Consider the following 16,377-nt stretch of genomic DNA (forward strand, 5'->3'; position numbering starts at 1 on the left):
AGGATGTCTGCAGCGGCGTCGATACACGCGCATACCGGCACACCGACTCTTCAGGTGTCGGATGCGCGTGGACTGCCGGTCAGAACGGTGCAGTTTCATCGGCGGGAGACTGGCGATCCGATTGACACGCGGGTGACCGAGCAACGCTTTGATGCACCAGGTCGATTGGCGGGCAGTCGTGATCCGTATTTGTTCGATCTGGCGCGGGGCGACGGGTCTGTTCCGTTTAACCTGAGCCAGATCATGAGCCTGTCCGGCGTAGCGTTGATGACTTGCAGCGTCGATGCCGGGTGGCGCATTGTGTTGCCGGGTGAAGCCGGGCAATCGGTGGAACATTGGGACGGCTGCGGCAGCCATTCGCTGACGGAGTACGATGAACTGCTGCGCCCGGTGGCCGTGCGTGAATCCGGTCATGAAGTCGCCGAACACACGCTGGAGCGCTTCACCTATGGCGATGCCGGCGCCGAGTTTGCCGCGCGCAACCTGTGCGGCCAACGGGTCCGTCATGATGACCCGGCCGGCACCGTTCATGTCCGTGCCCTGAGTATCAACGGCAATGTGCTGAGTCACTCGCGGAAATTTTTGACCGCAACCGATGCGCCCGATTGGGCGGTCGACGATTTCGTTCGGGATGCGCTGCTCGAACCGGGTGCCGGCGCGACCACTGCTTACACATTTGCACCCAGTAGCGAACTGCTCAGCCAGACTGACGCCTTCGGCAATGTTCAGGCTTTCGCCTATACCGTCGACGGGCAACTGAAAAACACCCGGCTGACCCTGGCGGGTAACGGACAAACCGAAAAACTACTGGTCAGCGCCCTTCACTACACCGCCACCGGCCAGATCGAAGCGGAAACCGCCGGCAACGGTGTCATCACCCGCCACCACTACGACGAAGCCACTGGCCGACTGACCGAACTCAGCGCCCACAAGGTCGATGGCACGCCGCTGCAAACGCTGAAGTACTGCTACGACGCCGTGGGCAATGTGCTGAGCATCGAGGATGCCGCGCAACCGATCCGCTATTTCAACAACCAGCGCATCAGGCCAATCAAAACCTACCGCTACGACACGCTCTACCAATTAATCCACGCCACCGGTTGCGAAGCCAAAACCGGTTCCGGCGGCCCTGCCCTGCCCGACTTGCAGCCGCTGCCTTCGGATCCTGGTCAGCTCGCGAACTACACGCAGACCTTTTACTACGACGCGGGCGGCAATCTGCTAGACCTTGTGCATGTCGGCCCGCAGGCCCATGGCCGCACCCTGACTCGCGCCCGCTACAGCAACCGTTGCTTGCCCGAACGCGACAACCGGCCACCGACCGAGGACGAATTGGTAGCCGGTTTCGATGCCAACGGCAATCTGCGTGAACTTCAGGTCGGCCAGTCCCTGACCTGGGATTTGCGTAACCAGTTGCGCGAGGTGCGTCCCGTTGTGCGCGAAGACGCCGAGGACGACCGCGAGCGCTACATCTACGACGGCGGCGGCCAACGGGTGCGCAAAGTGCATTCGGGACTGACCAAGGCGCGCACGGTTATCCGTGAAGTGCGCTACCTGTCCGGTGTGGAAATCCGCAGTCACAGCGGCACTGGCGAAATCCTTCACGTCATCACCGTCAGTGCCGGCAGCAACAGCGTGCAAGTGCTGCATTGGGTGGCCGGACAACCGCAGGAAATTGCTCAGAACCAGGTCCGCTACAGCCTCGGCGACCACCTGAAATCCAGCACGCTGGAGCTGGACCAAAATGCCGGCCTGATCAGCCAGGAATGGTATTACCCGTTCGGTGGCACCGCGTATTGGGCGGGACGAAATGCGACGGAAGCCAAATACAAAACCGTGCGTTATTCCGGCAAAGAGCGAGATACGACCGGGCTTCTTTACTACGGTTTTCGTTTTTACGCGCCGTGGTTGCAACGGTGGCTTAATCCGGACCCAGCGGGGACAGCAGGCGGAATGAATTTGTTCTCAATGGTAGCCAACAACCCTATTGTTCATTTTGATGAAAGAGGGAATATCCCAGAGAACTTTAATCCGCAACAGTATCTGGTTACTTTCAAGCTGCAGTTTGAAACACTCTACCCAGACCCCTTAGTGACTTTAAATAAGGACAAGGCGAGACATTACGAAAGAAAAATCAATTCAATTACAAGTATTTCAAGTGAAAAAGAACGCCAATACTTTACACGCCAACTTTATAAGTATGGTCGTGTATTATTAAGTCAACGCAGCATGCTAAACAGTTCAGAGTGGTCACAGCAAACCAGGCATCACAACGCAGTTTTTGCTGAGTTTATACTTGCCGCTATGGTTTTTGACGATCTGGATTTTTATGATGTTAAATTTGAATTTCAACAAGGCGCCCCAAGGTTCGGCGCAGAATCTAACGCAGGCAGATTTGGAGGAGGCACAGCTAACCAAGGATATGCTGGCGCAAGCAGTTCACGTCAATCCTCTGGAGCCCAAGCCCCCAGTGGTTCCAATGATCAAAGACAACAATCAAGACCATCCAGCGGACAACGCCCCCCTCCTCAACCCAGCAGTTCCGGTCACGCGCATAGTAGCCGAAGAACTGGTAATGCTGGCGCTGGAAATGGTCGAAGTTTAGCAGCGCCACAATTTAACGTGCCAGTCAACGCCGCGTATCCGCCTTCTCTTCCGCAGGGAGCTGGCGCAAGAACTATAGAAGGATACAATTTGGCCATGCACATTTTGAATAACGAAACCAATGAAAGAGCGGTGTTTCCTGGTGGTTTTAACCTTAGGGAGTTTAGAAAAATTTCATTACTTGTTCACCCGGATAAACTCAAGCTAGATGGAGCACCTCATGTGCAAAGGGCGGCTAATGATGCCTTTCAAATTATCAGCAGATGGAAGGATCGCGCATCATGATAAGCCATCGTCGGCGACGACCTGATAATTCTCAACGTATCGGCGAGCTTTCAGGTGACGCATTGTATTGAATACCAATCGGTACCTACTAATGCTGGAAAAAAAACCAGGCTGTGCAGATACTTGCACACCGTCCTTTCAGGTGTCGGATGCGCGTGGACTGCCAGTCAGGACGGTGCAGTTTCATCGGCGGGAGGCAGGCGATCCGTTTGATACGCGGGTTACCGAGCAACGCTTTGATGCGGCGGGTCGGTTACTGGCCAGTCGTGATCCGTATCTGTTCAATCTGGCTCATACCGATGCCTCTGCACCTTTTAACCTGCGCCAAGTGACGAGTCTGTCAGGTGTCGCATTGATGACCGACAGCGTGGATGCCGGATGGCGTGCTGTGTTGCCGGGTCAAGCAGGGCAATCGGTAGAACATTGGGATGGCCGCCGCAGCCATTCGTTGACCGAGTACGATGAACTGCTGCGCCCGGTGGCCGTGCGTGAATACGGTCATAAAGTGGCCGAACACGCGCTGGAGCGTTTTACCTATGCCGATGCTGGAACGGGGTCTGCCGCGCATAACCTGTGCGGTCAATTGAATCGCCATGACGACTCGGCCGGGACCCTGCATGTCCATGACCTTAGTCTCGTCGGTAACGAGCTGAAGCATACTCGACAGTTCTTGATCAGCACTGATCCGCCCAACTGGCCTGTCGATATTGACGGAAGAAACGCGCTGCTCGAGCCGGGTGACGGCGCGACCACTGCTTACACATTTGCACCCAGTAGCGAACTGCTCAGCCAGACTGACGCCTTCGGCAATGTTCAGGCTTTCGCCTACACCGTCGACGGACTGCTGAAGAACACGAAACTGACCTTGGCGGGTGCCGGGCAAACCGAAAAACTACTGGTCAGCAACCTGCACTACACCGCCACCGGCCAGATCGAATCTGAAACCGCCGGCAACGGCGTCATCACCCGTCATCACTACGACGAGGCCGATGGCCGGCTGACGCAACTCAGCGCCCACAAAGCCGATGGCACGCCGCTGCAAGACCTGAACTATCTCTATGACCCCGTGGGCAATGTGCTGAGCATCGAAGATGCCGCACAACCGATCCGCTACTTCAACAACCAGCGCATCGAGCCCATCAAAACGTATCAGTACGACACGCTCAATCAGTTGATCCGCACCACCGGTTGCGAGGCCCAAAGCGGCCGCGGCGGCCCCACCCCGCCCGACTTTCAATCCCTGCCACTCGACCCCAACCAGATCGCCAACTACACGCAAACCTACCATTACGACGCCGGTGCCAATCTATTGGATCTGTTGCATGTCGGCCCGCAAGCCCACAGCCGCACCCTGACTCGCGCCCGCTACAGCAACCGCTGTTTGCCCGAGCGTGACAATCGACCACCGACCGAAGAAGAACTGGCCGACGGCTTTGACGCCAACGGCAATCTGCGTGGACTGCAGGTTGGCCAGCTACTTGTCTGGGATTTGCGTAACCAACTGCGGGAAGTGCGACCCGTCGTGCGCGAGGACGAAGAGGACGATTGCGAATGCTACATCTACGACGGCGGCGGTCAACGCGTGCGCAAACTGCACTCAAGCCAGACCAATGCCCGCAAGGTTATCCGTGAAGCGCGCTACCTGCCCGGCGTGGAAATCCGCAGTCACAGCGGCACTGGCGAAATCCTTCACGTCATCACCGTCAGTGCCGGCAACAACAGCGTGCAGGTGCTGCATTGGGCGTCGAAACCACCCGATGAGGCTGCTCAGAACCAAGTCCGCTACAGCCTTGGCGATCTCCTGAAATCCAGCACGCTGGAACTGGACCAAAACGCCGACCTGATCAGTCAGGAATGGTATTACCCGTTTGGGGGCACGGCGTACTGGGCAGGTCGAAACGCGACTGAGGCCAAATACAAAACCGTGCGATATTCCGGCAAGGAGCGGGATGCGACAGGGCTCTATTATTATGGCTTTCGCTATTACGTCCCGTGGTTGCAGCGGTGGATCAATCCGGACCCGGCAGGGTATGTAGATGGACTAAACCTGTATCGAATGACAAAGAACAATCCTGTTCGCTTTGAAGATAGCGACGGTTGCCTTTCAAAAGAGGAACGTGCCACAAGGCGTAGAATAGAAAAAAGCTTGCCGATAATAGCAAGAGGCATGACTGCAATCACAAAAAACAACCCCGATTTAGGCAATAAAATCAAAGCCGCCATGGACATCGCGAAAGCCGATCTTTCCAATGCCATCATAGCGGTAGAAACTATAATAAAAGGCGAGGACGATGGGACTTACGAAGGAATTATAAGCGATTATATGGGTGACGTTCTTACACCAGAAGATATGCTTTCAGCGCTAACCAGTCTCGACAATACACGCAAGCAATACGGCTACAACTCCCAACGAATTACATTTGTAAAAAGCGACGATCCAACGAATTTAGCACTCGTTTATTCAGACCAGAACATAAAAAATATATATATCACGGATGAAATCACACAGCATACCAGCGAGCAAATTGCTACCATTATAACTCACGAGTATACACATATCACTGACGAGCTGGGGACCCGAGATTTTTACTATCTAGGAATTCGTGGACACCCTTTCGACGCCCAACTACAAGCCACAAAATGGTTGGACAACTCATATCAACTTAACGAAGTAGACGCTAGAGATCAATCGGATTTTATTGAAGTTTCCGGCGAGTCAGACATGGCCTCGGCATTATCAAAATACGAGACTGACAAACAGTTCCGCGCAAAAGTTGCAACTGGCACCGCGGACGTCTGGGCACATATGATTAAATCTCTTAGCAATAGACTAATAACACAAGATCAGCACGTTTACGTATAAAACTATTTATTAATCGAATGCAAAACGCCTCGACCGCCTTGCGGTGCGGAGAAAAATGCATTGACCTGTCTCACCTGGTACTTCTTACAGTAGGCAGGCTTGTTGGGGGCGTGCATTGTAGACGCCACCTGATCAAGGCCCGCAGAGATGCCTACAGTGGCTGCTTCAAACTTGCATACCGGCACACCGACTCTGGTGGTGTCGGATGCGCGTGGGTTGGCGATTCGTACGGTGCAGTTTCATCGGAGTGAAGCGAACGATCCTGTCGAGACACGGGTAACACATCAGCGCTTTGACGCGATGGGTCGGTTGGCGGGAAGCCATGATCCGTATTTGTTTAAGCTGGCGCAAGCCGACGAGCGCGTTCCCGAGAATCTGACCCAACGTTTCGGTTTGTCGGGTGTCACGCTGTTGACCGACAGTGTGGATGCCGGATGGCGCCTGACATTACCAGGTGCTGCCAGGCAAAGTGTCGAACGTTGGGACGGTCGCAACAGCCATTCGCTGACCGAATACGATCCGTTGCTGCGTCCCGTGGTCGTGCGTGAAAGTGGTCGTGACATCGCCGAGCATGTGCTGGAGCGCTTTACGTATGCCGGTGCAGACGCTGCCGACCATAATCTATGTGGACAGATTGATCGTATTGACGACTCGGCCGGCACCGTCCGCGTCCACGATCTGAGTCTTTTCGGCAGCGTGCTGAAACAGACTCGGCAGTTTCTGATCAGCACCGATCCACCCGACTGGCCGGCCGGTGTTGCCGAGCGAGACGCCCTGCTCGAACCTGGGGAGGGTGCGACCACCTCATACGAATTTGCACCCACCTCCGAGCAGCTCCTGCAGATCGATGCACTCGGCAACATTCAGGCTTTCGCCTACACCGTCGCCGGCCAACTGAAAAACACCCGGCTGACCCTGGCCGGCGATGGCCAGACCGAAAAACTACTGGTCAGCAACCTGCACTACACCGCCACCAGCCAGATCGAATCGGAAACCGCCGGCAACGGTGTCATCACCCGCCACCACTACGACGAGGCCGATGGCCGGCTGATAGAACTCAGCGCCCACAAAGCCAATGGCAACCCGTTGCAACAGTTGAAATACCAGTACGACTCCGTAGGCAATGTAAGGAGCATCGAGGATGCCGCGCAACCGATCCGCTATTTCAACAACCAGCGCCTCGAGCCGATCAAGACCTACCGCTACGACACGCTCTACCAATTAATCCACGCCACCGGTTGCGAAGCCAAAACCGCTTCCGGCGGCCCCGCCCTCCCCGACTTGCATCCGCTGCCGCTCGATCCCGGCCAGCTCGCCAACTACACACAAACCTTCCATTACGACGCGGGCGGCAATCTGCTGGACCTGGCGCACGTCGGTCCGCAGGCCCACGGCCGCACCCTGACTCGCGCCCGCTACAGCAACCGTTGTCTGCCCGAACGCGACAACCGGCCACCGACCGAGGAAGAATTGACGGCCGGTTTCGATGCCAACGGCAATCTGCGTGAACTTCAGGTTGGCCGGTCCCTGACCTGGGATTTGCGAAATCAATTGTGCGAGGTGCGTCCCGTTGTGCGCGAAGATGCCGACGACGACCGCGAGCGCTACATCTACGACGGCGGCGGCCAACGCGTGCGCAAACTGCACTCAAGCCAGACCAATGCCCGCACGGTTATCCGTGAAGTGCGCTACCTGCCCGGCGTCGAAATCCGCAGCCACAGCGGCACTGGCGAAATCCTCCACGTCATCACCGCCAGCGCTGGCAGCAACAGCGTGCAAGTGTTGCATTGGGTGGCCGGACAACCGCAGGAAATTGCTCAGAACCAGGTGCGCTACAGCCTCGGCGATCACCTGAAATCCAGCACGCTGGAACTGGACCAAAACGCCGGCCTGATCAGCCAGGAATGGTATTACCCGTTCGGCGGCACCGCGTATTGGGCGGGCCGAAACGCGACCGAGGCCAACTACAAGACTGTGCGTTATTCGGGCAAAGAGCGCGATACGACCGGGCTTCTTTACTACGAATTTCGTTTTTACGCGCCGTGGCTGCAGCGATGGATCAATCCGGATCCGGCAGGGTCTGTGGACGGAATGAACTTGTTCTCGATGGTTGGCAATAGTCCTATTGTTTTTTTTGATGAGTCCGGACACATCCGAGATAACTTCAACCCAACACAGTACTTGCAAAATTTTAAATTTTTACTTAATGAGGCGCCTGACCCGCCCATCATGTCCTTTCAAGAGTCACGAAGGGTAATCCATCAAATCAAAAATACTCTGCTCAACTTTGAACGCCTATCAACCCCGGAAGAACGAGCGGAATTTAAAAAGTACGTTATCCAATTAAATGAACAATTGAACACTTTTCCACCGTCATTCATGCAAGATAAATGGGGTTCCTACTTTCTCGAGAGGAATCGTTTTTTGTTATCTGCCGCCTCTAAGTTCGAGCCGCTCGACCATACCCCTCGCCCAAAATACATCTATACCGAGAGAGACGGAAAAACCGATAGCCGAGGCCAAACCTACCGGAACGAGGGGCCTGCCAGCCCAGGTGAATCACGCCGACCTGATTATGGAACAGCGCGCTCAGGCGTTGGTCGTTTGGGCACCATTAATACCGCTCAACACGTGCCTTTTGTCCCCCTCCCTCGGGGCACTAGCAGCCACATTTCAAGGGGGTACGAATTTTCCGTCAGACTAATTAACGGTCAAAACATAAACACTATATTCCCGGATGCAAAAAGCCCCAACAGCCGATACAAACGCATTGCGGTGCTCATTCACCCGGACAAACTCTTTCATGAGAGCAGACCGGATGTTCAGCAAAGAGCCACGCAAGCGTTTCAAATACTGGGTCGATGGAGGGATCTTCAAAACGCTACCCCTCAGCCAAACTCACCTCATCACCGCGATCAACCACATCAGGAGTTTTAACGGCGTGTAAGAACAGATAATGAACAATGCCAACTGTGGCGCCATTGTTCATTTCTGCTCCTGAAGAAAGCCGCAACCTCAACCCTCCGGCCGCAACATCAACACCGCCAACGGCGGCAAATTCAACACCAGTGAAAGCGCCTGCCCATGGCTCGCCTCTTCCTCGGTAAACACCCCGCCACTATTTCCGTAATTCGACCCGGCATACGTCGCCGCGTCACTGTTGATCACTTCAGTCCAGCGCCCCGCAAACGGCACGCCAATGCGATAAGCCTGACGTGGCACCGGCGTGAAATTCGCCACCACCAACACCGGCCGTCCATCCCTGCTCCAGCGCAGGAACGCGTAAACGCTGTTAATCGCGTCATCGCCGATCAGCCACTGGAAACCTTGCGGTGCGTCGTCCTGGTCATGCAGCGCCGGTTCTTCGCGGTATAGCCGATTCAGGTCGCCGACCAACGCTTTCACACCCTGGTGTTCCGAATATTGCAGCAAGTACCAATCCAGCTGCTGATCGTGATTCCACTCGCGCCACTGGCCAAACTCGCAGCCCATAAACAACAGTTTCTTGCCCGGGTGCGCCCACATGAAGCTCAGGTACGCCCGCAGATTGGCGAATTTTTGCCAGCGGTCGCCGGGCATCTTGTCGATCAGCGAGTGTTTGCCGTGGACCACTTCGTCGTGGGAGATCGGCAGGATGAAACGCTCGGACCAGGCATACACCAGGCCGAAACTCAGTTCATTGTGGTGATGCGCGCGGTACACCGGATCCTGCTGGATGTAGTGCAGCGAATCGTGCATCCAGCCCATGTTCCATTTGTAATCGAAACCCAGACCGCCCTGTTGCGTGCTCTGGCTCACGCCTGGCCACGCCGTGGATTCTTCAGCGATCACCAGCGCGCCGGGGGCTTCGAGGTTGACCACATCGTTGAGGTGACGCAGGAAGTCGATTGCTTCAAGGTTTTCCCGGCCGCCGTGCCGGTTCGGTATCCATTCGCCCGCCTTGCGCGAGTAATCGCGATACAGCATCGACGCCACCGCATCGACGCGCAGGCCATCGACATGGAAATGTTTGAGCCAGTGCAATCCCGACGCCAGCATGTAGCCGTGCACTTCGGTGCGGCCGAGGTTGTAGATCAGCGTGTCCCAATCCTGATGAAAACCTTCCAGCGGGTTGCCATATTCGTACAGTGCCGTGCCGTCGAATTGCGCCAGACCATGAGTATCGGTCGGGAAATGCGCAGGCACCCAATCAAGGATCACGCCGATGTCGGCCAGGTGACAGGCGTTGACGAACGCGGCGAAATCATCCGGCGAACCGTAGCGTGCGCTCGGGGCGAATTGCGAAAGCAGTTGATAGCCCCACGAACCGCCGAACGGGTGTTCCATGATCGGCATCAGTTCGATGTGGGTGAAGCCCAGCTCTTTGACGTACGGGATCAACCGTTCACCCAGTTCGTGCCAATTGTACTGGCGTGCAACTTCGCCCAGATCGTCCAGCTCGCACTGCCAGGAGCCGGCGTGCAATTCATAGATCGACAGCGGCGCGCTAGGTTGTGAACGCTCGACCCGGGCCTGCATCCACTCGTGGTCCTGCCACTCGATGCTCAGCGGCGAGGCGACTTTCGACGCGGTGTCCGGCGGCAGTGAGGTGGCCAGGGCCATCGGATCGGCCTTCAGCGGCAGAATGCCGTGGGTGCCGAGGATCTCGTACTTGTAGGCCTCCCCTGCCTGCATCCGCGGGATGAACAATTCCCAGACGCCGGTCGGGTGGCGCAGGCGCATCGGGTGCCGACGGCCATCCCAGTTATTGAAGTCGCCGACCACCGACACCCGCTTAGCGTTGGGTGCCCACACCGCAAATCGCACACCGTCGACGCCTTCGACGTTTTTCAACTGCGCACCGAGGCAACTGCTCAAGTCGCGGTGATTGCCTTCGGCGAACAGGTACAAGTCCATCTCACCCAGCAACGCACCAAAGCTGTAGGGGTCTTCGGAAACCTGTTCGCCGCCGGCCCAACGGGTGCGCAGCATATACGGCTGCGCGCGCTCGAAATGCCCGACAAACAACCCCGGCGTCTGGGTGGCTTCAAGGCTGCCGAGTTCTTCGCCGGAGTCCTTGGCCAGCACCTGCACGCTCAGCGCGTCTGGCAGATAAGCCCGAATGAATTGCCCGCCAGCGCCATCGCCATGGGGGCCGAGGATTGCAAAGGGGTCGTGATGTTCGGCGCGTACCAGCGCGTCGATGTCCCGCGATCCGGGCAGTAACGCCTCTTTAGCGTGACCCTGTTCCTTGTTCGAGAAACTCATGACTACTCTCCACCAAGATCGGAAAAGGGTTTAAGCCCACTCAATAATCCATATAAACCGTGCAACGGCACGGGCAGCCAAGTGGGCCGATTCTCTGCCTCATAGGCCACCTCATACGCCGCTTTCTCCAGACCGAACAACGCCAGCGCAGCGTCCTCGCCTTCCGGATCTTGCCACGCATGAGCAAGACTAGCTGCCGCCAGCCGATAAGCGTCGACAAATGCCTGTCGCGCTTCACTTAAATAGCGTTCGGCGACGCGCTGACGAGCGGCCTGCGCATCTGCGGTTTGATCGACGTTGTGCACGTTGATTGCCATCGCCGCAGCGTAATCAAAGGAACGCAACACACCGCTGACGTCTTTGTACGGACTGTGCTTGCCGCGCCGTTCGGCCAATGGCCGCGCCGGTTCGCCTTCGAAGTCGATCAGATACGCATCACCCTTGATCACCAGCACCTGCCCGAGGTGCAAGTCGCCATGGACGCGAATCCGCAGACCACCGGTTGCTTTTTTACCCAGGTCCTGGACGTGGCCGAGGATGGCTTTTTTGTTGTCCAGCAAACGGCTGACCAGGGTTTTGTCCGCCGGGTTCAATTCGCGTTGATGCTGTTTGAGCAACTTCAGCGCGCGCTCCAACTGCGCCGCGACATCCTTGGCCGAGGCCAGGGCATCTTTTTGCGTGGTGACTTGCGGGGCGAAGTCCGGATCGTCGGTGGGCGCCGCCAGCACTTGGTGCATCTCACCCAGGCGCTGGCCGAGCATGCCGGCGAAATCTTTCATCTCGCCGAGGGCGTTGTAATGTTGCTCCTGCTCGGACATGGCGTCGGCTAGCTCGTCGCGTAGCGCACGTTCGAGGTTGTTTTGCGTCCATTCCCACGCATCCCCCTGATTGCTCAGGTAACCCTGGGCGATCATCAACAGATTGTCTTCGCCGCTGGCGTCGCGGCGCACCACCGAACCGAGCAGCGGCGAGATGTTGGCAAAGCCTGCGTTGGTCAGGTACGCACTCATTTCCAGTTCCGGGTGCACGCCCGAGGCGATCTTGCGGATCAGCTTCAGCACCATGGTTTTGCCTACCACCACCGAACTGTTGGATTGCTCGGCGGACAGGTAACGCACTTCCGACTCGGCCGTCAGGCCCAGGTTCGCCAGCTCGGCGGTCGGCTCGAAACGAATCTCGCCGCCATCCGAAGGCAATACCGTGCTGTCCTGTATGCCTTGCAACACGGCGCGAATGAAGTTTTCCAGGCTGAACGCATCGGTGATCAAGCCCACCTGCGGACCGCGCCGGACCCTCGACAACGCCAGTTGCTGCGGCAACGCCGGCCCGACCTGATCGTCCGCAATGAAGCCGAACGGCAACTGATAACGACTGGTTTGGCCGCCGCTGGTGACTTCGATTTCACTCAGCAGCACCGGATGCTGCGCATCACCGAAACGCACGCCATAGGCCAGGTTGACCTTCTCAATGGCCGCGTCCTTGCCGGCAAACCAACGCCGGTTCTGCAACCAGCTCGGCAAGATGCCTTGCTCCAGCGTGCCCCGGGACGGCGCTTCGAGCAGCTCCTCCATGCGCTTTTTCAACACCAGCGTGGTGAAATCCGGCAGGCTTTGCGCCGGCTCCACGTGCCAGCTCGGCATCTGGTTTTCTGCCGCCAGTACGAACCAATAGAAGCCGTAAGGCGCCAGAGTCAGGAGGAAATTCAACTGACCAATCGGTGGAAACGCATTACCGCCAAGCATTTCCACCGGCACCATGCCGACGAAGGCCGAGAGGTCGAGTTCTGCCGCTTGCGCGCTACGGGACACGTTGGCCACGCACAGAATGATTTCGTGCTTGCCATCGGCCCCTGTGAATTCACGGGTGTAGGCCAGAATCCGCCGGTTGCTCGGCGACAGCATCTTCAGCGTGCCACGGCCGAAGGCCTTGGACTGCTTGCGCACCGCAAGCATGCGGCGGGTCCAGTTCAGCAGCGAATGCGGGTCGCCGGCCTGGGTTTCAACGTTGACCGACAGGTAACCGTATTGCGGGTCCATGATCGGTGGCAGCACCAGACTCGCCGGGTCGGCGCGAGAAAAACCGCCGTTACGGTCGATTGACCATTGCATCGGCGTACGTACGCCATCGCGGTCGCCGAGGTAGATGTTGTCGCCCATGCCGATTTCATCACCGTAATACAGCGTCGGTGTGCCTGGCATCGACAGCAGCAGGCTGTTAAGCAATTCGACGCGACGACGATCACGCTCCATCAGAGGCGCGAGGCGACGGCGAATTCCCAGGTTGATCCGCGCACGACGGTCGGCGGCGTAGTAATTCCACAGGTAATCGCGCTCCTTGTCGGTGACCATTTCCAGGGTCAACTCATCGTGGTTGCGCAGGAAAATCGCCCACTGACAGTTGGCCGGGATTTCCGGGGTCTGACGCAGAATGTCGGTGATCGGGAAGCGGTCTTCCTGGGCCAGCGCCATGTACATCCGCGGCATCAGCGGGAAGTGAAAGGCCATGTGGCATTCGTCGCCGTTCAGGCCTTGTTTATCGGTGTCACCGAAGTACAGTTGCGTGTCCTCCGGCCACTGGTTGGCCTCGGCGAGCAGCATGCGGTCGGGGTAATTGGCGTCGATTTCGGCGCGTATCTGCTTGAGGACGTCGTGGGTCTCGGGCAGGTTTTCGTTGTTGGTGCCGTCGCGTTCGATGAGGTAGGGAATCGCATCCAGACGCAAACCGTCGATGCCCATGTCGAGCCAATAGCGCATCACCGAGAGCACGGCTTTCATGACTTGCGGGTTATCGAAGTTCAGGTCCGGCTGATGGGAATAGAAGCGATGCCAGAAGTACTGGCCGGCGACCGGGTCCCAGGTCCAGTTGGACTTTTCGGTGTCGAGAAAGATGATGCGAGTGCCGTCGTACTTTTGATCGTCATCGGACCACACGTAAAAATCCCGCGCCGCCGAGCCGGGCTTGGCTTTGCGGGCACGCTGGAACCACGCGTGCTGGTCCGAGGTGTGGTTGATGACCAGTTCGGTAATCACCCGCAAGCCGCGTTTGTGCGCTTCAGAGATAAAGCGCTTGGCGTCGGCCATGGTGCCGTAATCGGGGTGCACTCCGCGGTATTCGGCAATGTCGTAACCATCATCGCGCCGTGGCGACGGGTAAAACGGCAATAGCCAGATGGTGTTGACACCGAGGTCGGCAATGTAATCGAGTTTGGCGATAAGGCCCGGAAAGTCGCCGATCCCGTCATTGTTGGAGTCGAAAAAAGACTTAACGTGAACCTGGTAGATCACCGCATCCTTGTACCAGAGCGGGTCCTTGATGAAGGTGGCTGCCTTGGGTTTCTTCGCCATTTGAAACTCCTGTTGATGATCGTTCTAGACAGTGATCCGCCAAATCCCGAACGGCTGATGCACCGGGTCGATCCGCATGAACTGGTACTTGCCGTGCCAGGTCCAGCGATGACCACTCATCAAATCTTCGCCCTGGGTGCTGGCGTCGTCAGGCAACCCCATTTCCCACAACGGCAATTCGAAATTCGCTTCCTGAACGTTGTGCGGATCGAGGCTGACGGCCACCAGAATGAAATTGCTGCCATCGGCGCTGCGTTTGCCGAAATACAGAATGTTGTCATTCCAGGCGTTGTACACCGTGAGCCCCAAATGCGTGTGCAAGGCCGGGTTTTGCCGCCGAATGCGATTGAGCTGCGCGATCTCGGCAATGATGTTGCCGGGCGCATTGAAGTCCCTTGGGCGAATCTCGTACTTCTCGGAATTGAGGTATTCCTCCTTCCCCGGCACGGGCGCGGCTTCGCAGAGTTCAAACCCGGAATACATGCCCCACAGGCCCGAGCCCATGGTCGCCAACGCCGCGCGAATAAGGAAACCGGCACGCCCGGACTCATGCAGAAACGCCGGGTTGATGTCTGGCGTATTGACGAAGAAATTCGGCCGGTAGCATTCTCGCCACGGCGATTCATTCAACTCGGTGAGATAAGTCGACAGTTCGTACTTGGTGTTACGCCAGGTGAAATAGGTGTAGCTCTGGGAGTAACCGACCTTGCCCAGTCGCGCCATCATCGCCGGCGTGGTAAAGGCTTCGGCGAGGAAGATCACCTCCGGGTACAGCGCCCGCACATCGGCGATCAGCCACTGCCAGAATGGCAACGGTTTTGTGTGCGGGTTATCGACGCGAAAGATCTTCACGCCCTCCTCGACCCAGCCGACCACAATGTCGCGCAACTCGACCCAGAGGCTGGGAATCGCATCGGCGGCATAGAAGTCGACGTTGACGATGTCCTGATACTTTTTCGGCGGGTTCTCGGCGTATTTGATCGTGCCGTCCGGGCGCCAGTTGAACCAGCCAGGGTGCTGTTTGAGCCACGGATGATCCTGGGAACACTGGATGGCGAAGTCGAGCGCGATTTCCAGGCCATGGTCAGCCGCCGCTGCCACCAGTCGACGGAAGTCTTCGCGGGTGCCCAGTTCCGAGTGGATCGCCTCATGCCCGCCCTCTTCGCTGCCAATGGCATACGGGCTGCCCGGATCGTCGGGGCCGGCAGTGAGGGAGTTGTTCGGGCCTTTGCGGTAGCTGCGCCCGATCGGGTGGATCGGCGGAAAGTACAGCACGTCGAAACCCATGTCCTGGATCATCGGCAGCCGCGAATGCACGTCGTTAAACGTACCGTGACGGGCCGGATCGTCGGTGATCGAGCGCGGAAACAACTCATACCAACTGGCGAACTGAGCGAGCTCGCGTTCGACGTCCAACGGATACTCGGGGCTGAGGCTCAAATAGGCGCGGTGATCGGCCTGAGCCATCAGATCGGCGCTGCGCTGGTGCAGAAACAGCGCCACCTGCTCGATTTCGAGCAACCCGGCCAGTTCGTGGTGCAGCGCTGCCAACGCTTCACTCAGTGGGCCTTCGGAGCGTGCGGCTGCCTGTTGAACCAAGGTGCGACCTTCTTGCAACTCAAGACTGACGGGCACACGGGCCGAGTGCTTCTTCTCCAGCTCATAGCAGAAGCTGGCGAACTGATCGATCCAGGCCTCGATGCAGAACACATAACGGCCCTGACGCGCGACGCGAAATTGGCCTTGATACCCGTTATTGCCCAGCTCACCCATGACTGCGCTTTGCCAAGTGTCATCATCGGCAGCGCGCCAGCGAACCCTGACCGCCAGCTTGTCGTGCCCGTCGGCGAAGACTTTACTGGTCACCACCACGTCTTGCCCCACCACCGCTTTCACGGCGAATTGCCCGCCATCAAGGGTCGGCATGGTGTTTTCAATGGCGATGCGCGGCAGCAACAAGGCCTGCGACAGCGGCATATGAGGGTTGTAGTTGAGCTCTGTCGGTTTTTCAGCAGTCATCGAGCATCTCTCCTT

6 protein-coding genes are annotated in these 16,377 nt (G+C 57.4%); 3 read left to right on the top strand and 3 right to left on the bottom strand.

Annotated elements, in window-relative coordinates; genetic code table 11:
* Positions 1 to 3: 3 nt before the first annotated feature.
* From ACI77H_RS20265 to ACI77H_RS20275, 3 genes are all read left to right on the top strand, one after another.
* Positions 4 to 2,889: an RHS repeat domain-containing protein gene (locus ACI77H_RS20265; protein WP_407013497.1), complete on the top strand. Its 2,886-nt coding sequence runs from the start codon at positions 4 to 6 to the stop codon at positions 2,887 to 2,889.
* Positions 2,890 to 2,980: 91 nt separating this feature from the next.
* Entirely contained in the window at positions 2,981 to 5,752 is a 2,772-nt protein-coding gene (locus ACI77H_RS20270) for an RHS repeat-associated core domain-containing protein (RefSeq protein ID WP_407013499.1), read from the top strand.
* Between the two features lie 156 nt (positions 5,753 to 5,908).
* A complete protein-coding gene (locus tag ACI77H_RS20275; RefSeq protein ID WP_407013501.1) occupies positions 5,909 to 8,689 on the top strand; it encodes an RHS repeat domain-containing protein in 2,781 nt (926 codons plus the stop codon).
* 78 nt (positions 8,690 to 8,767) lie between these two features.
* Here ACI77H_RS20275 and glgB read toward each other — a convergent pair whose 3' ends face one another.
* From glgB to ACI77H_RS20290, 3 genes are read right to left on the bottom strand one after another with little or no spacing between them, the layout of a single operon-like run.
* The gene (gene glgB / locus ACI77H_RS20280; protein WP_407013503.1) at positions 8,768 to 10,999 is read right to left on the bottom strand and encodes a 1,4-alpha-glucan branching protein GlgB; all 2,232 of its coding nucleotides are present in this window, start codon (positions 10,997 to 10,999) and stop codon (positions 8,768 to 8,770) included.
* Between the two features lie 2 nt (positions 11,000 to 11,001).
* A complete protein-coding gene (gene treS / locus ACI77H_RS20285; protein WP_407013504.1) occupies positions 11,002 to 14,343 on the bottom strand; it encodes a maltose alpha-D-glucosyltransferase in 3,342 nt (1,113 codons plus the stop codon).
* Between the two features lie 24 nt (positions 14,344 to 14,367).
* Positions 14,368 to 16,362: an alpha-1,4-glucan--maltose-1-phosphate maltosyltransferase gene (locus ACI77H_RS20290; RefSeq protein ID WP_407013505.1), complete on the bottom strand. Its 1,995-nt coding sequence runs from the start codon at positions 16,360 to 16,362 to the stop codon at positions 14,368 to 14,370.
* Between the last annotated feature and the right edge of the window lie 15 nt (positions 16,363 to 16,377).

The sequence above is a fragment of the Pseudomonas sp. O230 genome, from assembly GCF_045447035.1.
Classification (GTDB): Bacteria; Pseudomonadota; Gammaproteobacteria; order Pseudomonadales; family Pseudomonadaceae; genus Aquipseudomonas.

Bases quoted from the DNA above. Each gene is read 5' to 3' on its own strand.
- ACI77H_RS20265 (WP_407013497.1), top strand. From the start codon at position 4: ATGTCTGCAGCGGCGTCGATACACGCGCATACCGGCACACCGACTCTT.
- ACI77H_RS20270 (WP_407013499.1), top strand. From the start codon at position 2,981: ATGCTGGAAAAAAAACCAGGCTGTGCAGATACTTGCACACCGTCCTTT.
- glgB (WP_407013503.1), bottom strand. From the start codon at position 10,999: ATGAGTTTCTCGAACAAGGAACAGGGTCACGCTAAAGAGGCGTTACTG.
- treS (WP_407013504.1), bottom strand. From the start codon at position 14,343: ATGGCGAAGAAACCCAAGGCAGCCACCTTCATCAAGGACCCGCTCTGG.
- ACI77H_RS20290 (WP_407013505.1), bottom strand. From the start codon at position 16,362: ATGACTGCTGAAAAACCGACAGAGCTCAACTACAACCCTCATATGCCG.